At 65.3% G+C, this 20,316-nt stretch carries 17 protein-coding genes; 11 read left to right on the forward strand and 6 right to left on the reverse strand.

All coding sequences use genetic code 11. The annotated features are described in order from the left end of the window. Positions 1-27: 27 nt before the first annotated feature. The 4 genes from PanNE5_RS00420 to PanNE5_RS00435 all read right to left on the reverse strand — a co-directional run bounded on the left by PanNE5_RS00420 (position 28) and on the right by PanNE5_RS00435 (position 4,033). The gene (locus PanNE5_RS00420; protein ID WP_130025303.1) at positions 28-522 is read right to left on the reverse strand and encodes an Lrp/AsnC family transcriptional regulator; all 495 of its coding nucleotides are present in this window, start codon (positions 520-522) and stop codon (positions 28-30) included. 119 nt (positions 523-641) lie between these two features. After that, positions 642-2,045: an aminotransferase class III-fold pyridoxal phosphate-dependent enzyme gene (locus tag PanNE5_RS00425; protein ID WP_261938941.1), complete on the reverse strand. Its 1,404-nt coding sequence runs from the start codon at positions 2,043-2,045 to the stop codon at positions 642-644. Positions 2,046-2,208: 163 nt separating this feature from the next. Further along, positions 2,209-3,135, reverse strand: a complete 927-nt coding sequence (locus tag PanNE5_RS00430; protein ID WP_261938942.1) for a 2-hydroxyacid dehydrogenase — start codon at positions 3,133-3,135, stop codon at positions 2,209-2,211. A gap of 13 nt (positions 3,136-3,148) precedes the next feature. After that, complete coding sequence (locus tag PanNE5_RS00435; protein ID WP_261938943.1) at positions 3,149-4,033, reverse strand: GNAT family N-acetyltransferase; 885 nt, start codon at positions 4,031-4,033, stop codon at positions 3,149-3,151. A 333-nt stretch (positions 4,034-4,366) separates the two neighbouring features. Between PanNE5_RS00435 and PanNE5_RS00440 the strand changes: the two genes are divergently transcribed. From PanNE5_RS00440 to PanNE5_RS00490, 11 genes are all read left to right on the forward strand, one after another. After that, positions 4,367-5,845, forward strand: a complete 1,479-nt coding sequence (locus tag PanNE5_RS00440; protein WP_261938944.1) for an aldehyde dehydrogenase family protein — start codon at positions 4,367-4,369, stop codon at positions 5,843-5,845. Positions 5,846-6,155: 310 nt separating this feature from the next. Then, the gene (locus PanNE5_RS00445; RefSeq protein ID WP_150563799.1) at positions 6,156-6,824 is read left to right on the forward strand and encodes a haloacid dehalogenase type II; all 669 of its coding nucleotides are present in this window, start codon (positions 6,156-6,158) and stop codon (positions 6,822-6,824) included. Between the two features lie 48 nt (positions 6,825-6,872). Beyond that, positions 6,873-8,150, forward strand: coding sequence for an NAD(P)/FAD-dependent oxidoreductase (locus PanNE5_RS00450; RefSeq protein WP_261938945.1), 1,278 nt, complete (start codon positions 6,873-6,875; stop codon positions 8,148-8,150). Positions 8,151-8,224: 74 nt separating this feature from the next. Next, positions 8,225-9,838, forward strand: coding sequence for an ABC transporter substrate-binding protein (locus PanNE5_RS00455; protein WP_261938946.1), 1,614 nt, complete (start codon positions 8,225-8,227; stop codon positions 9,836-9,838). A 115-nt stretch (positions 9,839-9,953) separates the two neighbouring features. Next, entirely contained in the window at positions 9,954-10,910 is a 957-nt protein-coding gene (locus PanNE5_RS00460; protein ID WP_150563802.1) for an ABC transporter permease, read from the forward strand. Further along, positions 10,907-11,851: an ABC transporter permease gene (locus tag PanNE5_RS00465; protein WP_410007553.1), complete on the forward strand. Its 945-nt coding sequence runs from the start codon at positions 10,907-10,909 to the stop codon at positions 11,849-11,851. Before PanNE5_RS00460 ends, PanNE5_RS00465 begins: the two co-directional genes overlap by 4 nt. Then, positions 11,848-13,734, forward strand: a complete 1,887-nt coding sequence (locus PanNE5_RS00470; RefSeq protein ID WP_261938947.1) for an ABC transporter ATP-binding protein — start codon at positions 11,848-11,850, stop codon at positions 13,732-13,734. Before PanNE5_RS00465 ends, PanNE5_RS00470 begins: the two co-directional genes overlap by 4 nt. After that, entirely contained in the window at positions 13,731-14,105 is a 375-nt protein-coding gene (locus tag PanNE5_RS00475; protein WP_261938948.1) for a (2Fe-2S)-binding protein, read from the forward strand. Before PanNE5_RS00470 ends, PanNE5_RS00475 begins: the two co-directional genes overlap by 4 nt. Continuing rightward, on the forward strand, positions 14,090-15,529 hold the full coding sequence (locus PanNE5_RS00480) for an NAD(P)/FAD-dependent oxidoreductase (RefSeq protein WP_261938949.1): 1,440 nt from the start codon (positions 14,090-14,092) through the stop codon (positions 15,527-15,529). Before PanNE5_RS00475 ends, PanNE5_RS00480 begins: the two co-directional genes overlap by 16 nt. Continuing rightward, on the forward strand, positions 15,526-16,743 hold the full coding sequence (locus PanNE5_RS00485; RefSeq protein ID WP_261938950.1) for an NAD(P)/FAD-dependent oxidoreductase: 1,218 nt from the start codon (positions 15,526-15,528) through the stop codon (positions 16,741-16,743). Before PanNE5_RS00480 ends, PanNE5_RS00485 begins: the two co-directional genes overlap by 4 nt. Positions 16,744-16,835: 92 nt before the next feature. Then, entirely contained in the window at positions 16,836-17,177 is a 342-nt protein-coding gene (locus PanNE5_RS00490) for a helix-turn-helix domain-containing protein (RefSeq protein ID WP_261939902.1), read from the forward strand. Between the two features lie 26 nt (positions 17,178-17,203). Here PanNE5_RS00490 and PanNE5_RS00495 read toward each other — a convergent pair whose 3' ends face one another. Further along, positions 17,204-18,580 (reverse strand): MFS transporter, encoded by a 1,377-nt coding sequence (locus tag PanNE5_RS00495; RefSeq protein WP_150563808.1) that lies wholly within the window; start codon positions 18,578-18,580, stop codon positions 17,204-17,206. Positions 18,581-18,707: 127 nt separating this feature from the next. Beyond that, positions 18,708-20,315: an AMP-binding protein gene (locus PanNE5_RS00500; RefSeq protein ID WP_410007601.1), complete on the reverse strand. Its 1,608-nt coding sequence runs from the start codon at positions 20,313-20,315 to the stop codon at positions 18,708-18,710. Position 20,316: the final 1 nt, after the last annotated feature.

The raw sequence follows: 20,316 nt of genomic DNA on the forward strand, positions 1-20,316 counted from the left end.
AGACGATTGCGCAAGCCGACGACGATGTCAGCCTTGCGGCGGGAAAAGGGTTTCGAGCGGGTAGTGCGTCTTGACGAAGGGTGACTTGATGATCACGAAGCTGAAATACTTCTCGATGCCGATATCGCGTTCGAGCAGCCCCTCGATGATGCTTTGATAATGACTCACGCTGCGTGTGACGAACTTGAGCAGGTAGTCGTAGCCACCACTGGCGAGATGGCATTCGACGATCTCGTCGACGTCTCGGATGGCATCGACAAAGCGGATGAAATCCTCCCGTCGATGGTCGGCGAGCGTCACCTCGGTAAACACGATCTGAATGTCGCCGAGCTTTTCGAGTTGAATCCGTGCGCCGTAGCCGACGATATAACCCGCCTTCTCCAGGCGCTTGACGCGAATCAGGCAGGGGCTGGGCGACAAGCCCACGGCGTCGGCCAGTTCCACGTTCGTGATACGCCCGCGCTTTTGCAGTTGGCAAAGAATGCGCAGATCGATGCGGTCGAGTTTGCTGTCCGTGCCCATCGTAATTTCGAAGCGCCAACAAGGGCGCGGTCAATCGTGAATCGTGAACGATCTTAACACAGCGGATTGGCCGCACAGGCGGGATCCTCACCGTACCGGCTATCACGTCAACCTCCTGTTTACGCGGCTTTCCGGGCACCTAACGCGGCGCGCCGAGCGGCGCTGACCGCATCGTCCGCCAGCACTTCGTCGAGCGTCGCTCTCACACGCTCGACCATGAGGGCCACGTCGTGCTCGGTGAAACACAGCGCCGGCGCAAATCCCAGAATGTTGTCGGCGAACGCTCGGAAGATCACGCCGTTCCGATACGCCGCGGCCGAAATCTTGTCGGCCAGTCGCAGCGACGGATCGAAACGCGCCTTGCTTGTCTTATCCGCAACGAGTTCCAGGGCACCCAGCAATCCGCGATGCCGCGAGTCGCCGACCAGCGGATGATCGAGCAGCGAATCCAGACCGGCCCCAAACGCGTGGGCCACGGCCTGGCCGTTGGCAATCAGACCGTCTTCGTACAGGCGAATCACCTCGAGCGCCACGGCGGCACTCACGGGATGCGCAGAATAGGTCTGGCCATGCCCCACCACCTGCCCCTGCTCGCCGTCGGCGATCGCCTGATAGATGGCGTCGCTCATGAGGACTGCGCCCATCGGCGCGTAGCCCGCGGTCAACCCCTTCGCGATCGTCATCATGTCGGGCTCGACGTTCTCTGCCTCGCACGCGAACATCGGCCCGGTACGACCGAAGCCGGTGATGACTTCGTCGGCGACGAACAGGATATCCAGGCGGCGGCAGGCATCGCGCATCGCCTTGAGCCAGCCCACGGGGGGCACGATCACACCACCGGAACCCTGTATCGGCTCACAGAAGAATGCGGCAACGTGATCGCTGCCGCCCAGTTCGGCAACCTTCGCTTCGAGCGCGGCCACACTTGCCGCGATGAGCGCCTGCCCGTCGCGCCCGAGCGGGTCGCGATACGCATAGGGCGACGGAAGGTAGTGTTGCGTTGGCAACGGCACATCGAAGCCGCGATGAAACGACGCGATGGCCGTCAGACCCGCGCCGATCGACGACGACCCGTGGTAGCCGCGTTCAAGCGAGATGAAATGCTTCTTCTGTGGGCGGCCCGTCACATTGCAATAGTGCGTGATGAAGCGCAGCGCTGCGTCCACGGCATCAGAACCACCGAGCGAAAAATACACATGCTGCAGCGAGCGCGGCGTAATCGACACCAGCTTCTCGGCGAGTTGCGCGGCCGGTGCACTGCCGAAGTGAAAGTAGCCCGTGGCATACGCCAGTTTCGCCATCTGGGCCGAGGCAGCGTCGACCACACTCTGCTGTCCATACCCCACGTTGACGCACCACAACCCGGCAAAGGCATCGAGCAACTCGTTGCCGTCGATGTCGCGCAGATAAACACCGTGCCCGGATTCGAGCAACGTGGCCCCTTGCTGCTCGTGGGCGCGAAAGCTGACGACGGGATGGATGAGATGCCGGCGGTCGGCATCGAGGAGTGATTGCTTGGACATGGGATCTCTCGGCGTGTCGGATGGGACGGGGGATGAACCTGTGTCCATACTAAAGAGCCGGCAGCGCAGATGCGTCGCCAAATTAAGCCGTAAAAAAAACGCGCGCCGCGAAATTGCGGCGCGCGCAGCATTTTGTGCTGCCGGTGTGGGCACCCCGGCGCGCTCAGTACCCCTGTGTGCGATCGATCTGCCCGACCATCGGTACGCCGGCGCGATGCCTGCGCAGGTTTTCCAATACCACTTCCACCGCAGTCTCCGGTCGCGTGGCGCTGGCGATATGCGGGGTGATGCGCACCTTCGGATGCGCCCACAGCGGATGCGACGGCGGCAGCGGTTCGGGGTCGGTGACATCGAGAATCGCGCCCGACAGATGCCCGCTGTCAAGCAACGCCATGAGCGCGTATTGATTGAGATGAGGGCCACGTCCGACATTGATCAGCCAGGCGCCGCGCGGCAATCCGCTCAGCAAGCGCTTGTCGAGAATGCCACGGGTCGCCGACGTCAGCGGCAACAGGCAGACAAGTATGTCGGTGCGGGCAAGGAAGGCGCCGAGCGACTCGTATCCCGCGTAGCAATCGACCCCATCCACCTGCCGCGGCGTTCGGCTCCACCCTGCGCAGTCGAACCCGAAAGCATGCAGGCGCGACAGCACTGCCTGCCCGAGCATGCCGAGTCCCAACACCCCCACACGGCGCTCGCTTGCCGGTTCCACGCTCAGTTCCGTCCACTCACGCATGGCTTGCTGCCGTGCGTAGGTAAAGATGTCGCGGTGAATCGAAAGGACCGCCTGCGTCACATACTCGACCATGCCTTCGACGATGCCGGGCTCGACCATGCGAACGACCGGAATATGATCCGGCACCCGCGACAGGTCGAACTGGTCGATGCCAGCGCCCGTCGAGAATACGACTTCCACGTTCGGCAGCAGCGTGACGAGATCTTCCGGCGGCTTCCAGGCAGCGAGGTAACGCACCTCGCGCGCGTCGCCAACATCGGGCCACAGTCGGAACGCCGTCTCCGGCGCCCGCTGGGCGAACAACCGCGCCCACACCGCACCGCGTGCCGGATCGGCCTTGTAAAGAAACGACATCTGCGCTCCCGCGTCAGCCGATGGCTTGATTGATGATGGCGAATTGCCGAACCTCGTCGTCGACGACCGGCGTGCCGTTACGGGCCATCTTCACGACCGTGTCGACGCGTTCGAGCCCAAGCACCTCGAGCCACTCGGTCAGTCCGCTGTCGGAGGGCGTGTCGATGCGCACAAAACGGCCTTCATGCAACGTCAGCCAGTGGGCAATCATGGCCTCGGCACGCTGACGGGTGAGTGACTCGGCGTCCGCGCCGCTGACAACGACCACCGGGCCGATCACAAAACCGCGGCCAAAGCGCCTGAACAACGAGAAGCCGAGCAGCTCGCCGTCGCGCTCGATGGCAATGCCGTCGGCGATATCGAGAAGCGCGGGCAGAATGCGCCCCCTGTCGAATCCGCTCGCGCGGCTGGCGAGGGTGACCAGCCGCTCGGGATCGTTGGTACTCAACGGCCGCAAACGTTCGCCAGGCGGCAGCTCCATGAGCGGCGGGCGACGAGCCGTTCCCTGGTGCTGGTCGATGCTGCCCATCGCATTGAACCCGAGCTTTTCATATAGCGGCTGTCCGGCCGGGGTGGCATGCAACAGCGTCAGGCGGGTTCCGAGTTGATCGAGCATGCGCTCCATCAACGCGCGCCCGATGCCGCGCCCTTGCTGCTCCGGCGAGACGATCACCATACCGAGCGAGCCGCCGGCCTCACCGTGCTGCCAATACAGTGCGGTACCCACGACATCGTCGCCATCCAGGGCGACGAAGCCTTGTCCCTGGCGCGCCAGAAATCGCCAGTCATCGGGTTTGTGCGGCCAGCGCACGGCGCTGGATAGACGATAGCCAGCCGCCACATCTGTGGCGGTAAATGGCCGGTAGACGAGTTGGGAAGATGCATGGAATTCGGACACGCCGAGCCTCCTTGGGGCATTGCCGGATGCGAAACAGTGGGCCACGCCCACCACGACTGCACTATGGCGACCTGAGCAGACGCTGCATAGGACGATTCTGTTGTTCGCCCGCACGATCGAAGGCCGCAGGACAAACGGCGCATTCATGCCGCCATCGCCCGCAAAAACCCATGCCGCGTGCGGTCCACGTCATTGTTTCGATGCAATCTGCCAGCCCGCTGCCCCTACCATGAAGCGCGTCGCCATGCTCAGGCGGCCACGATTACCCGTGTCCTTCCCCTTTGTCGATTGCCCGCCCCGGCGCGTGCGCCGTAGCGGCTCCGGAGAATCATCATGGACAGTTTCGATCCCGCGCAGGTGGATATTCCCACCGGTCATTTCATCGACGGAAAGTTAGTGGAAGCCGGTGGCACCCCACTGGACGTCATCTGCCCGTCGAGCGGTCGCCCCTACGCCGACCTCTCGCTCGCCTCACCCGACACGGTAGCCCGCGCGGCAGACGGCGCATGGCACGCCTTTCGCCACAGCGGTTGGGCCACCTGCGCACCGCGCGAGCGCGCGCGCGTGCTGCGTCGCCTCGCCGATCTCGTCGAGTCCGACGTGCGCACACTCGCGCCGCTGGAGGCCATCGGCTCTACGCGCCCGGTCCGCGAAACGGCAGCCTGGGACGTGCCCTACACCGCCGAGTGCCTACGCTTTTACGCGGAGCACGCCGACAAACATGGGGGCGAGCTGGCGGCCACCGACCCGGCACACCTCGGCATGACGATCACCGAGCCGATCGGCGTCGTGGCGGCCATTGCACCGTGGAACTTCCCGCTTGTCATGGCCGCCTGGAAGATCGCCCCAGCGCTGGCGGCCGGCAACGCGGTCGTGCTCAAGCCGTCGGAGATGACACCGTTCTCGGTACTGCGTCTTGCCGAACTGGCCATACAGGCGGGTGTCCCGGCCAATATCTTCAACGTCGTGCAGGGAGACGGCAGGACGACCGGCGACGCACTCGTACGCCACCCACGCGTCGGAAAAGTCACCTTTACCGGATCCACGCGGACCGGGGCCGCCATCATGGCGGCCTGTGCCCAATCGGGGACCAAGCCCGTGACGCTCGAACTGGGCGGCAAGAGTCCACAAGTGGTCTTTGCCGATGTGCCCGATCTCGACGCAGTCGCACGACGCGTTGCCATGGGCATCACCGGCAATGCGGGCCAGGTGTGCAACGCAGGCTCCAGGCTTGTGGTCGAAGCGGGCATCGCCGACGCACTGCTCGAAAAGCTGCGCGCCATCTTCGCGTCACTGCATCCGGGCGCCACGTGGTCGGCGGGCACAACGCTATCGCCCATCATCAGCGAAGCCCAGGTGCAGCGCATCGACGCGCTTGTCGCGCGGGCACGCGACGCGGGCGCCAGCGTGTACTGCGGCGCCGAGCGCGCGACCGCTTATCAGGATGGCGCTTGGTATACCCCCACCGTCTTGACCGGCGTTACGCCGCACGCTGAGATCGTGCGCGAGGAGGTGTTCGGCCCGGTGCTCACGGTGCAGACGTTCACTTCAGAAGAAGAAGCATTGCAACTGGCGCAGCACGACGACTACGGACTGGCGGCGGGCGTTCACACGGCCAACCTGGGGTGCGCCTTGCGCATGGTGCGCGGCATCGACGCGGGCAACATCTGGGTCAACCGTTACGGCCGGTCGTCGGACTTCGTGCTACCCACGGGCGGCTTCAAGCGCTCCGGCCTGGGCAAGGATCTTGGCCGTCAGGCGTTCGAAGCCAATCTGCGAAGCAAAGCCGTCCTCATCGACTTGAACGGATGAGCGTCTGGTGTTCGCGTTTGCCGCAGCGCCTTGTCGCCCAGCGTTGATGCGGGTTAACACGGCATCGGAAAAGCACAAAGCATTTCGTGCTGTTCATGCCCCCCAAAACGCATCGAATTCTATTTTTGCCTCGGATATTTCAACGCCAAGCCGAGATTTTGACCTGATTTAATTTTTCACAGGGACGTCGCGGATCGCGCATCAGGCCGCAAGCCCGTTTCGCCATTCTCGACCCACGCCGGACCGCTTTAACGCAATCCCTTTTGCCCAAGAATCCCCCGGGATTCGCCCTACACAGAGGATAAAGATCATGATCGACTTCGAGCCGAAATTCATTACCTTCGACTGCTACGGCACGCTGGTCAAATTCCGCATGGCCGACATGGCCCGCGAGATTTACGGCAACCGTCTGCAGGGCGAGGCGCTCGAGAATTTCGTCAAGGTGTTTGCCGCCTATCGTCGCGATGAAGTTCTCGGCGCATGGAAGCCGTATCGCGACGTCGTCGTCGATTCGGTGCGCCGCACCTGCGAACGCACCGGCGTGGTGTTCAACGTCGACGAGGCCGAACAATTCTATCTGGCCGTGCCGACCTGGGGTCCGCACCCTGATGTGCCGGAAGGCCTCTCGCGCCTGGCCAAGAAGTACAAGCTGGTGGGCCTGACGAACGCCGCGAACGAACAGATCATGAGCAATATCGAGAAGCTGGGGGCCCCCTTCCACGCCGTGATCACCGCCGAAGAGGTCGGCGCTTACAAGCCTCGCATGCAGGGCTTCGAGTACATGTTCAAGAAGCTCGGCGTGCAACCGCACGAAATTCTGCACGTCTCGTCGAGCCCGCGCTACGACCTGATGACGGCCCACGACCTCGGCATCAAGCACAAGGCCATGGTGCTGCGCGGCCACGAACCCGAAGCGCCGTTCTACGAATACACGCCGGTCAAGGACATCATCGATCTTGCCGTGCAGCTCGGGTTGTAATCGACGCTTGCGTTGCCCTTCCCTGCGGCTTTGGACCCTCGCCCCGACATGAAACTCGAATCGTACTGGCTCGACACCGTTGCACGCTTTACCGGTACCCAGGAGGGTCCGGTGGAGGGTCGCGCCGACGTGGTGGTGATCGGCGCGGGCTTCACGGGACTGTCCGCTGCGCTGGCGCTGAGCCAGCGCGGTGCAACGGTCACCGTGCTCGATGCGGGCGCTGTCGGCGCGGGGGCATCGGGTCGCAACGGCGGCCACTGCAACACCGGCGTGGCGCAGGACTACGTCGCGCTCACGGCGCAACTCGGTGCCGAGCGTGCGCGGGCCTGCTATCGCGCCTATGCGGCGGCCGTCGACACCGTGGAACGTGTGATCCGGGAGGAAGGCATCGACTGCGACTACAGCCGTCGCGGCAAACTGAAGCTGGCCGCCAAGCCTCACCATATGGCGCATCTGGCGGCGACCGCCGAGTTGATCGCGCGCGATGTCGATCCCGACGTTCAACTGATCGACCGCGCCGGCATCGGCGCCGAAATCGCCTCGGACGCCTTCCACGGCGGCCTGCTGCAACGCCATGGCGGACAGATGCACATGGGCAAGTTTGCGGCAGGTCTGGCGTCGGCAGCCGTCCGTCACGGCGCTCGCCTCTACGAACATGCGCCGGTGACACAGATTGCGCGTCATGGCGACGGGACGTATCGGGTCAAATCGGATCGCGGCGAGGTGGTCGCCACGCAAGTCCTCGTCGCCACCGGCCCGTCCCGTCATGGCCCATTCGGTTGGTATCGCAGGCGCATGGCACCGATCGGTTCGTTCATCATCGTGACCGAGCCGCTGGGCGCCGCAACGCTCGACCAGCTCCTGCCGAACCGCCGCGCCTACGTCACCAGCCGCCTGATGCACAACTACTTCCGCACCACCCCGGATCACCGGCTCGTACTCGGCGGGCGAGCCCGCTTCACTGCGTCGGAGCAACCTTCGGACGAGCGCAGCGGACGCATATTGCGCGCCAACCTCGCCACGCTGTTCCCGTCGCTCGCGCAGGCACGCATCGACTATTGCTGGGGCGGACTGGTCGACATTACCGCCGACAGGCTGCCGCGCGCCGGACAGCACGACGGCATCTATTACTCCATGGGTTACAGCGGTCATGGCACGCAGATGGCCACGCACATGGGGCAAATCATGGCCGATGTGATGAACGGCCGCGTCGAGGCCAACCCCTGGCGTGATTTCGACTGGCCCGCGATCCCGGGACACACCGGCAAACCGTGGTTCCTGCCGCTTGTCGGCGCGTATTTCCGCATCAAAGATATTTTCTATTGATTGACCCGGCGCGCAATCGCCGATGAAGGCTGGCAGTCCCGATCCCTCGGCAACCCCACAAGTGGAGATGTGCAATGAATTCAGATAAAACGGTCAACGGTGTCGACCTGAGCGCAGCACCGGACGAGAACCTGAGTCAGCGCGGCGCGCAGCGCCGGGATCTGCTGCGCGCGATGGCCGCCAGCGGGCTGCTGACCCTGACCGGCACGGGCCTTCTGAGTGTGAGCGGTCAGGCCTTTGCCCAGACGCCGAAGCGCGGCGGCAAGATTCGCGTCGCCACGCAATCGGCGTCGGCCGCCGATACGCTCGATCCGGCCAAGGGCGCACTCGCTACCGACTACGTCCGTGCCAACATGATCTACAACGGGTTGACCGAACTGGATTCGAAGCTTGGCGCCCAGCTTGCACTCGCTCAGTCGATCGATACGAAGGACGCCAAGGTCTGGGTGATCAAACTGCGCAGCGGCGTGCAATTCCACGACGGCAAGCCCCTGACGCCGGCCGACGTCACGTATTCGATCCTGCGACACAAGGACCCCGCGACCGCGTCCAAGGCGAAAACGCTGGCCGACCAAATCAAGGAAGCGAAGGCGACCGGGCCCAACGAGGTGACCATCACGCTCGAAGGCCCGAACGCCGACCTGCCGGTGATTCTCGCCACCTCGCACTTCCTCATCATCAAGGACGGCACCAAGGACTTCACGACGGCCGTGGGTACGGGACCGTTCAAGGTGAAAGAGTTCTCGCCAGGGGTACGCACCGTCGGGGTGCGCAACGAGAAGTATTGGAAGTCCGGACAGCCTTATCTCGACGAGATCGAGCTGATCGGCATCGGCGACGAATCGGCCCGCGTGAACGCCCTGCTCTCCGGCGACGTCCAGTTGATCAACGCCGTGAGTGCGCGCTCGACCGAGCGTATCAAGACCACACCGGGATACACGGTGCTCGAAACCAAGACGGGGCAATACACCGACCTGATCATGCGTGACGAGGGCGGCATCACCGGCAACATGGATTTCCGCCGGGGCATGATGCATCTGTTCGACCGCGAGCAGATCCGGAAGACCGTATTCCGCGGCTTTGGTGCGATCGGCAACGACCAGCCCATCGACCCGAGCAACAAGTACTACATGGCCGGACTGCCGCAACGGACCTACGACCCCGAGAAGGCGGCCTGGTACTTCAAAAAGGCCAACCTGCCCACGGCGCCGCTTCAGGTCTACGCCACGCCCGCCGCCGAAGGGTCGGTTGAAATGGCGATGATGCTTCAGCAAATCGGCCCGAAGGCCGGCCTGAATCTGCAGATCACCCGCGTACCGGCCGACGGCTATTGGTCGAACCACTGGATGAAGCACCCGCTCACTTTCGGTTCGGTGAATGCTCGCCCGAGCGCCGACGTACTGCTCACACAGTTCTTCCGCTCGGATGCCCCGTGGAACGAAGCGAACTGGAAGAACCCCAAGTTCGATCAGTTGCTCCTTGCCGCGCGTGGCGAACCCGACGATGCGAAACGCAAGGCGCTCTATGGCGACATTCAGACGCTGATTCACCAGGACGGCGGCATCGGCATCCCCATGTTCCTCTCGTCACTCGACGCCCACACCACCAAGCTCAAGGGATTGGGGTCGATCCCGCTGGCCGGTCTCATGGGCTTCGCCTTCGCGGAACATGTCTGGCTCGACGCCTGAGATTGACCGAGCGCTGCAGCAGTAAGCGGGCGATGCGCGCCGCCAGGCACGGCGCGCATCGGTCTGACACCGTCGTTTCCCCACGAACGGCGTCGTATAACGGGAGAGGTTTCCGATGAAATCCCAGGTGCAACGACTTATCGCGGCGCGCTTCGGCCTGGCCTTGCTGACACTGGTGCTGGTGTCCGCAATCGTATTCACGATCACGGCCCTGCTGCCGGGCGATGCCGCCCAGATGGCGCTCGGTCAGGCCGCGACCCCCGAAGCCGTCACCGCGCTGCGCCACCAGCTCGGCCTGGACCAGCCAGCGGTGACCCGCTACTTCCAGTGGCTCGTTCACATGAGCGCGGGCAACTTCGGCGAATCGATGTCGAACAATCTGCCGGTCGCGCAACTCATCGCCAGCCGTCTGCCCAACTCGCTCGTTCTCGCTGCCCTGACCACGCTCGTCTCGGTGCCGCTGGCGCTGGCCATCGGCATCGCCGCCGCCATGTGGCGCGGCTCGCTGCTCGATCGGGTCCTCAATATCCTGACGCTCTCGGCGGTGGCCGTGCCGGAATTTCTGGTCGCCACCATCGCCGTGCTGATCTTCGCCGTCAAGCTGCGCTGGCTGCCGGCACTGTCGTATTTGTCGTCCGTCAATTCGTTCGACGATCTGGTCCGGATCTACGCCATGCCGGTCATGACCCTGTGCTGCGTGATCGTGGCCCAGATGGCGCGAATGACACGCGCCGCGGTGATCGATCAGTTGAGTTCGTCATACGTGGAGATGGCCATCCTCAAGGGGGCGTCGCCCATGCGCGTCGTCTGGCGACACGTGCTTCCGAACGCCATCGGCCCAATCGCCAACGTGGTCGCCCTGAGCCTGTCGTATCTGTTCGGCGGCGTGGTGATCGTCGAGACGATCTTCAATTACCCGGGCCTCGCCAGTTTGCTGGTCGACGCCGTCACCAACCGCGATCTGCCGCTCGTTCAAGGCTGCGTCATGGTCTTCTGCGCGGCCTATCTCTTGCTCGTGTTGATCGCCGATCTGTGTGCGGTCGTCTCCAATCCGAGGCTGCGTCAACGATGAATCCGATTTCTCGCCCACCTGTCAGCCCCGCGGAAGCCCTGCCGCCCGCCCTGCCCGCCCCTGCGGCGCCCGACGCCGTCACCTCGCCTGCGGCCCCGCGGTCAAGCCGCTTCGCCGGTCTGCGCGAACGGGTCTCCTGGCTCGGCATGATCGGTGCAGTACTGGTGTTGTTCTGGCTGGTGATCGCCTGCATCGGCCCGCTGATCGCGCCGCATCCGGGCGGCGCCTTCACGTCGGCCGATGTCTTCGCGAGCTACAGCGCAGCGTATCCGCTCGGTACCGACTACCTCGGGCGCGACATACTCAGCCGAATTCTTATCGGCACGCGCTTTACCGTCGGCATCGCCCTGGCGGCCGCCGTGCTCGCCAGCACGGCGGGCACCTGCTTCGGCCTGTGTGCGGCGGTCGCGCCGCGCTGGGTGGACGAGGTGCTCTCGCGCGTGTTCGATGCGCTGGTGTCCATCCCGAGCAAAGTGCTGGCGCTCGTCGTCATCGCGGCGTTCGGCTCCGGCAACACGCTCCTGATTCTGGTCACCGCGTTTGCCTATATTCCGGGGGCATTTCGCATCTCGCGTTCGCTGGCGGTAAATCTCATGACGCTCGAATACGTGCAGGTCGCCCGCGCTCGCGGTGAAAAACTGCTCTACATCGCCCGTGTGGAAGTACTGCCGAACATGATTCATCCGATGCTGGCCGACTTCGGGCTGCGCTTCGTGTTCATCGTGCTGCTGCTCTCCGGCCTGTCGTTTCTCGGCCTCGGCGTGCAACCGCCAAACGCCGACTGGGGCTCGCTGGTCCGCGAAAACATCGGCGGCCTGGCCGAAGGCTCTCCCGCCGTGCTCATGCCGGCCCTGGCGATCGCCTCGCTGACCATCGGGGTGAACCTGCTGATCGACAATCTTCGCCGGCGCGGTGCGTTCGGCACCGGAGCACCGAAATGACGATGCAGCCCGCAGCAGGCACCTCGTGCCCACCCGTGATGATCGACGTTCGCGCTCTGCGCGTCGTGGCCCGCAGCCGAGGGGTCACCACGGAGATCGTCCGCGGCGTCGATTTTTCGGTGCGGCGAGGCGAAGTCCTCGCGCTCATCGGTGAATCCGGTTCCGGCAAAACCACCATCGCGCTGTCCTTGTTGGGGTATGCCCGCAACGGCTGCGACATCGCGGGGGGGCAGATCCGGATCGGCGACGTCGACGTGCTCTCGCTCGACGACCGGGGTCGGCGTGCGCTTCGCGCTCGCACGGTCGCCTACGTGGCGCAAAGCGCCTCGGCGGGCTTCAATCCGGCCCGCACGATCATGGATCAGGTAATCGAACCCGCCCTGCTTCATAAAACCGCCACGGCGGCGCAAGCGCGCGTGAAGGCCGTCGAGTTGTTCAGGGCGCTGGCGTTGCCGTCACCGCAGACCATTGGCGAGCGGTATCCGCACCAGGTCTCGGGTGGGCAGTTGCAGCGATTGATGGCCGCCATGGCGCTGATCACCGATCCGGCCGTGGTGGTGTTCGATGAGCCGACCACCGCGCTCGACGTCACGACCCAGATCGAAGTCCTCGCCGCGTTCAAGAAGGTGATTCGCGAGTTGGGCACCACGGCGGTGTATGTCTCGCACGATCTCGCCGTCGTGGCGCAGATGGCCGATCAGATCGTCGTGCTCAACGGCGGCACGGTCCGCGAGATCGGTGCGACCGCGAAAATACTGCGCAGCCCCGACGATGCCTACACCCGCGAGTTGCTCGCCGCACGCCGCCACGACGATCTGTCGGTCGCAAGCGCGGCACGCAGCGACACGCCCGCCCCGCCGCTGCTCGAAATTCGCGGGCTGCACGCGGGATACGGCAGTCGCGACCGGCATGGCCTGCCGGCGACGCGCGTGCTCGACGATGTCAGTCTTCGCATCGCCAAAGGCAGCGCGCTGGGCGTGATCGGCGAATCGGGTTCCGGAAAAACGACGTTGGCCCGCGTGGTCGCGGGCCTGGTGCCCCGCGCGCGCGGCGAAGTGTGGTTCGACGGCCAGCCGCTGCCCGATTCGTTGAGCGAGCGCAACGCCGAGCACTATCGTCGCATCCAGATCGTCTTCCAGAACGCCGACACTGCGCTGAATCCGAGTCACACCATCGCCGACATTCTGGCGCGTCCGCTCAAGCTGTACCACGGCCTGCGCGGCAACGCCGCGAAGCAGCGAACGTTGGCGTTGCTCGACCGGGTCCGGCTGCCGGCCGCGCTGCTCGATCGCACACCGGGCGGCTTGTCCGGCGGGCAGAAGCAGCGCGTGAATCTGGCGCGCGCGCTGGCGGCCGAGCCGTCGCTGATCCTTTGCGACGAAGTCACCTCGGCGCTCGATACAGTCGTGGGCGCCGCGATCATCGATCTGCTTGCGGAACTTCGCCGGGAACTGGGGCTGTCGTATCTCTTCATCAGCCACGATATTTCGACGGTGCGGGCGATCTGCGACGAAGTGATGGTGTTGTATGCGGGCCAGCGAGTGGAATCGGGGGCGCGCGAAGTCCTGAGCTCGCCTCCCTGGCATCCGTATACCCGGATGCTCGTCGAGTCGGTACCGGACTTGCGTCAGGGCTGGCTCGACGAGCGTCGCGCGTGCGTCACGAAGCCCCTCCCGCCCTTGGCAGCCAGCGCCGACGTGGCGGAATTGTGCGCGTTTCGCGATCGCTGCCCGGTGCGTATCGACGGCAAGTGCAACGTAACGCCCCCGTCGCTCAAATGGCTCGATAACGGTGCCGCCATTCTTTGCCACCATGCGAGCGGCGACCTCGATGCGCTGCAGGTTGCGCATCGCATGCCACGCGAACCGGAGCTGAGCGCATGAGCCCCTCGCGAGATCCCTCGCAAGCACGCTTCGTGCGCGTTGCCGAAACCGGGCGCGCGACGGTGTCCTTGCGCGTCGATGCCCGTCCCGTGCAAGCCTACGAAGGCGATACCGTCATGGTCGCCATTCTGACGACGCAGGGCGGCCTTCGGGATGCCGAATTCGGCCCCGAGCGCCGCGCCGGCTTCTGCGTCATGGGCGCGTGCCAGGACTGCTGGGTCTGGACCCGTACCGGGCAGCGGCTACGCGCCTGCACGACGCCCGTGAGGGCCGGCATGGACATCGTCACACGGCTCGTTCGCGGGGACGACGACACCGCTCCCATGCGCGCGACGACCGGCGGCGAGGAGGCACTATGGCCGCTCGCGTGATCGTCATCGGCGCCGGCCCGGCCGGGGTCCGCGCGGCCGAAGCGCTGGTCGAGGCGGGTGTGCGGCCGCTCGTGATCGACGAAGGACGCCGCGACGGCGGCCAGATCTATCGCCGTCAGCCGGAGGGCTTTCGCCGCACCTACGCTGCCCTTTACGGTACGGAAGCCGCACGCGCCCAGCGCCTGCACCATCGCTTCGACGCGCTGCGTCCCCACATCGACTATCGGCCGGAAACGCTGGTATGGAATATCCGAGAAGGCGTCGTCCATCTGGCCAATGCGCAAGGCGCGAGCCATGCCCCCTTCGACGCGCTGCTCGTATGCACCGGCGCCACCGACCGGCTCATGCCGGTTCCGGGTTGGCAGTATGCCGGCACCTACAGTCTCGGCGGTGCCCAGGTCGCCCTCAAGTCGCAGGGTTGCGCCGTCGGCGAGCGAACGGTCATGCTTGGCACCGGACCGCTGCTGTATCTGCTCGCCGCCCAGTACGTAAAGGCCGGCGTGACGCCCGCCGCCGTGCTGGATACCTCTCCCACGCGTGCGCGCCTGCGCGCATTGCCGCAATTGCTGGTCAAACCGGCCGTTCTGCTCAAGGGCGCGGCCCTGCTGCGCACGCTGCGCGCGGCAGGCGTACCGATACATCGTGGCGTCACGCCGGTACGCATCGACGGCGATGACGAGCTGGGCGTGCGCGGCGTACACGTGCGATTGGCCGACGGCACGGCGCTCGACGTGCCGGCCAACGCCGTCGCGATGGGCTTTCACCTGCGCCCCGAAACGCAGATCGCCGATCTCGCCGGTTGCGCATTTGCCTTCGACGACGCAGCAGGACAGTGGCTTCCCGAGATCGACGAAGACGGTCGCAGCAGTGTCCCGGGCGTCTACCTTGCGGGGGATGGCGCCCGCGTACGCGGCGCCGACGCCGCCGAGTGCGCAGGGCGGCTTGCCGCGCTGGCCGCGTTGCGCGACGCAGGCGTCGAACCGAAACACGACGACGCCGCGCGACTGCGTGCCGAACTGGCTCGCTTCTCTCGCTTTGCGGCCGGGCTGCGTGCGGCATTTCCCTGGCCGGCCCACCATGCGCGGCAATTGCCCGACACGACGGTGGTCTGCCGCTGCGAGGGCATCACGGCCGGAGAATTGCGCCGCGTTTGCACGCAGGATGGCGCCGTGGAGGCCAATCGGGCGAAGGCGTTCTCGCGTGTGGGCATGGGGCGATGCCAGGGCCGTTTTTGCGCGCACGCGGGGGCAGAGGTGATGGCCGCCGCGCTGGCAGTGCCATTGGCCGACGTCGGCCGGCTGCGCGGTCAGGCACCGGTCAAGCCGCTCTCGGTCGCGCTCGACCCCGCGCCGTACGCAGACGTCACCGTCGCAACACAAGACAACGCGGCGAGCGCAACGCCCCGCAGCATGGAGCTTTCATGAGCACGCATGCTTCGCACACGGCACATGCCGACGTCATCGTAATCGGTGGCGGCATCATGGGCTGCAGTACCGCCTACTTCCTGCGCCGGCACGGGTTATCCGTGGTGCTTCTTGAGCGCAACTTGACCGGGCAGCAGGCCAGCGGCACCAACTTCGGCGGCGTACGCAGGCAAGGCCGGGCGCTGCCGCAGTTGGCCATGTCCAATCGCGCGTTGCGGATATGGCGAGCTTCCCGCGAACTGCTCGGCAGCGACGTCGAGTTTCTGCCCTCCGGGCACACGCGCGTGGCCTATCACGCGCACGATGCCGAGTATTTCGACGACTACGCCCGGCAGGCGCGCGACTACGGGCTCGACCTCGAGGTGCTGCACGGTGCAGCGATGCGCCGCCGCTTTCCGTTTCTCGGACCGGACGTGCTCGCCGCCTCGATCTCGCCGCTCGACGGGCACGCCAACCCACGCCTGGCCGCGCCCGCTTTCGCGCGCGCGGCGCGCGCACTAGGGGCCGACATTCGGGAAAATGCGTCCGTACGCCGGGTCGAGCGAACCGCGACGGGGTTTCGCGTCGAGACCGTCGCCGGCGAGTCCTTGGTGGCCGAACGCCTCGCCATTTGCGCAGGCGCATGGACGAATGCGTTGGCATCGCAGTTCGGCGAATCCGCGCCGCTGACCGTGCGCGGTCCGCAAATGGCCGTCACCGAACCGGTGCCCTACGTGTTTCGCTCGTCGATGGGCGTCTACACATCGATCAAGGAAGAGAGCATCTATTTCCGGCAGATCCCCCGCGGCAATCTCATTCTGGGCGGGGGCCCGCCGGGTCCGGCCGACGCGGCAACGTCGCGCGCTGCCGTATTGCCCGAGAACACGCTCGGTCAGTTGCGGCAGTTCAGACGGCTGGTGCCGGGCGTTGCGCCGCTGCACATCATTCGCGTCTGGAGCGGCGTCGAAAGCTATCTGCCCGACGGCGAGCCCGTCATCGGCAAGAGCGGCACGACCGACGGACTCTATTACGCGTTTGGGTTCAGCGGCTCCGGCTTTCAGATCGGCCCAGGCGTGGGCGAGACGCTGGCAGAACTGATTGCCACCGGCCGATCGGAGATTGATCTGCAACCGTTCCGGATCCAGCGCTTCGACGCTCCCGGGCCAAGTACGCCGCCATTGGCGCCGATCATGGCGCAAGGCGGCCCGCCCTCCCCCACGGTAACCTCGTCATGAACGCGAACTCACCTTCGTGCTCGTCGGCCTCAAGGGCTGTGGCGTATCGCAAACCCGCGCCGACCGGCACGCTCGACGACGCACGCGCCTTCATGGAATCTCATTTCAACGAAGCGCTCTCCGTACCGCAGTTGGCCGAGATGTGTGCGCTGTCGGTGTCGCGTTTCGCCACGGCGTTTCGACAGCGATTCGGCGAGGCCCCCCATCGTTATCTATGCAGCGTGCGCGTTGCCGCTGCGCAGCGACTCCTGCTCGCGGGGGTGCCGGGCTCGCACGTGGCCACCGATGTCGGGTTCTTCGACCAGAGTCATCTGTCACGCCACTTCAAGCGCCTGTGCGGCGAGACCCCGAGTGAGTTCGTTCAGCGGCATCGAACTCACGAACGGCACCGCCCACGCTTGAGGTGGGCGGACACGTCCCTGCCTTTAGGGTGAAGCCGGCGGCGGCGCCGCCGCCCCCGTTACCGGCGCCACCGCAACGGCCGGCGCAGCGGATGTCGCTGCGGTCCGACCCCGACCCAGGCCGGCGCGGCGTCGGCCGCGCCAGCGCTCGCTTCGCGCTCCGCCGCTTCCTCATCCTTCTCGACGGTCTTGCTCGTGTCGATGAACAGTGCAGCAATCACGCCCACCCCGAGCAACGCGGCCGAGATCGCGAACGGCACGTTGTAGCTGCCGGTCGTCTCGATGAGATACCCGAACGCCACCGGCGAAATCATGCCGGCTAGGCCGAAGCCGGTGTTCATCATTCCGCCCGCCGTGCCCGCATATTTGCCCGCAATGTCGAGCGGCAGCGTCCAGAGCACCGGGTTGGTGATTTCGAGGAAGAAGAACGATGCCGAGAGCAGCAGCACCGCCACCATCGGATCGGACACCCTCGTCATCGGCAACAGGAACGCCAGCGAACCGCCCATGCCGACCACCATCACCGATACCCGCGCGAGGCGCAGCCGGCCGGTCATCTTGTACAGCTTGTCCGAGACCACGCCACCGAGCGTGTCGCCAATGACCCCGGCGAGCAACGGCAGCGACGTGAACAACGCGAGTTGCTTGAGATCGAAGCCCTGCGATTCACGCAGATAGGAAGGCATCCACGTGAGGTACACCCACAGCAGCCAGCCATAGCAGAAGTCCACGAACGTCACCAGCCACATGCGACGCACGAGCTTGCGCCACGGCGTCGACGCACGTTTCGCCCGTTCGCAATCGCCCGCGCGGTAGCCGATCTCGGCCGTCTCCTCGGGCGTGATGCGACGATGTTGCTCCGGCGTGTTGGTAAACACCTTCATGTAGAGCATCGTCCAGGCGAGGCTCACCACCCCGAGCACGATGAACGCCTCGCGCCAGCCGAACGCCACGACGATCGCCAGCACCACGGGCGGCGTGATGGCGCCCCCCAGGCGTGCGAAGCTGTGCGTGATGCCCTGCGCGAAACCGCGTTCGCTGACCGGCATCCAGTACGTGAAGGCGCGCGTGGCCGTCGGAAACGCGCCGCCCTCGCCCACGCCCAGCACGAAGCGCAACGCCACCAGCGTCGCGATGCTGCCGGCAAACCCGGTGGCCAGCGTTGCCGCGCCCCAGATCAGCGAAAGCACCGTGAGCACCAGCTTCGGCCCGAAACGGTCAGCGAGCCACCCGCCAAAGATCTGCATCGCGGCATACGGATAGGCGAACGCGGAAAACACGAGTCCGAGTTGCACCGTCGTCAGCCCCATCTCCTGTCGGATGAATGGGCCGGCGACGGCGATGTTGACACGATCGATGTACGAGATGAAATACATCAGGCACATGACCGCCAGGATGATGTGGCGCGTCTTCACGCGACCGGTGCGCTTGTCCATGTTGTCTCCTATGTATTTACGTCACACGCGTCTTGCGCATGCGATCGTGTCCTGCACAGTGAAGCGGGGTGCCCTCGCCGGCTTTGGGCCCGGGGGCCTTGAGCTTTCTGCCTTGCGCTGTCGGGCGTTAGCTTTTCAGCAGCTTGAGGCGTTGCACCTTGCCCGACGGGCCACGGGGCAAATCCGTCACGAAACGAAATTCCTTTGGCGTCTTGTAGCGCCCCAGCGTTTGCAGGCAGTGTTCGCGAAGCACCCCCGCATCGGGTGGCGCGCAGTCGTTGCCGTTGTTGTCACTGCATCGCTCGCGGACCACGACGAACGCCACGATGTCTTGTCCATACGCAGGATCCGGCACCCCCACCGCAGCCGCCTCCAGCACCCCCGGATGGCGCATGAGGGCTTCGTCGATCTCGCGCGGTGCAATGTTTTCGCCGCCCTTGATGATCAATTCCTTGGCACGTCCGGTGATATAGAAATACCCGTCGCTGTCGCAGTAGCCAAGGTCGCCGGTACGCAGCCAACCATCGGCCGTGAAGGTGGCCGATGTCTCGTCCGGGCGCTTGTAGTAACCGCACATGACCTGTGCGCCGCGCAACACCAGTTCGCCGGTCTCGCCGGGGGCCGTCTGTGCGCCGTCGCGCCGGATCACCTTCGCCTCGCCGCCCGACGGCAAGCCGATGCTGCCCACCCGTCGCCGGGTCGCATCGAGCGGATTGCTGAACACTGGGGCCGCCGTCTCGGTCATGCCCATCGTCTCGATGATGCCGATACCGAAGCGCGCCTCGAAGGCTCGATGGTGATCCGCCGGTAGCGCCGCCGAGGCGCTTCGGCAAAATCGCAGCGCCGCCAGCGCGGTACGTTCCGGCACCTCGCCTTCGAGCAGATAGGCCACGATGGTCGGCACCACGTTGATCCACGAACATTGCACGGCCGTCACGTCGCGCCAGAACGTGCGCGCCGAAAAGCGCGGCGCCATCGCGACCGAGCCGCCGTGAAACAGCGGCGCGAGCAGCGTGACCACGAGTCCGTTGATGTGATAGAGCGGCAGCGACGCGAGCACACGGTCGTCCGGCGTCAGACAATGCTCCGCGCTGATGAACCCCGCGTTGGCCAGCAGGTTCCCGTGCGTGAGCATCACCCCTTTCGGCACGCCTGTCGTGCCCGACGTGTACATGAGCAACGCGACGCCATGCATCTCCGCCGGTACTGGTGCGGCAAGTTGCGTCAGCGGGGCAATCTCGGGCAACGTTGTCGCCTCGGGCGAAGTGCAGACAAGCGCCACCGGTCGCGTCATGCCTTGCGCGCGCAACGCGTCCACCGCTTGCGCGATGGCGGGCAGCATCGCCTCGGACACGAAGATCAGCCGTGTGTCCGAGTGCTCTACGATGTACTCCATCTGCGCAGGCTGGCACAGCAGGTTGATGGGGTTGACGATCAGGCCGCTGTACATCGCCGCGAGAATCAAACGCGCTGTCTGCAGGCCGTTGCCCATGCAGACGGACACGATGTCCCCCTGGCGCAGTCCTGCGTCGGCAAATCGCCGGGCGAGTTCGCGGCAATCGTCGCGCAAGCCGCTAAAGGTGAGCGTGGCCGCGTCGTCGCCCGTCTCGGGGGTCGTCAGCAGGTAGGTCTTTGGGCCGAACGCGTCCGCTTGGGTGTCGATGAGCTCGCGCAGCGTGCGCGGCGTCATCTGGGTTTCGTGGGCCGTGACGTCGGCGACCGACGCCGGATTCATG

It is taken from the genome of Pandoraea sp. NE5 (assembly GCF_024363545.1).
Taxonomy (GTDB): Bacteria; Pseudomonadota; Gammaproteobacteria; order Burkholderiales; family Burkholderiaceae; genus Pandoraea; species Pandoraea cepalis.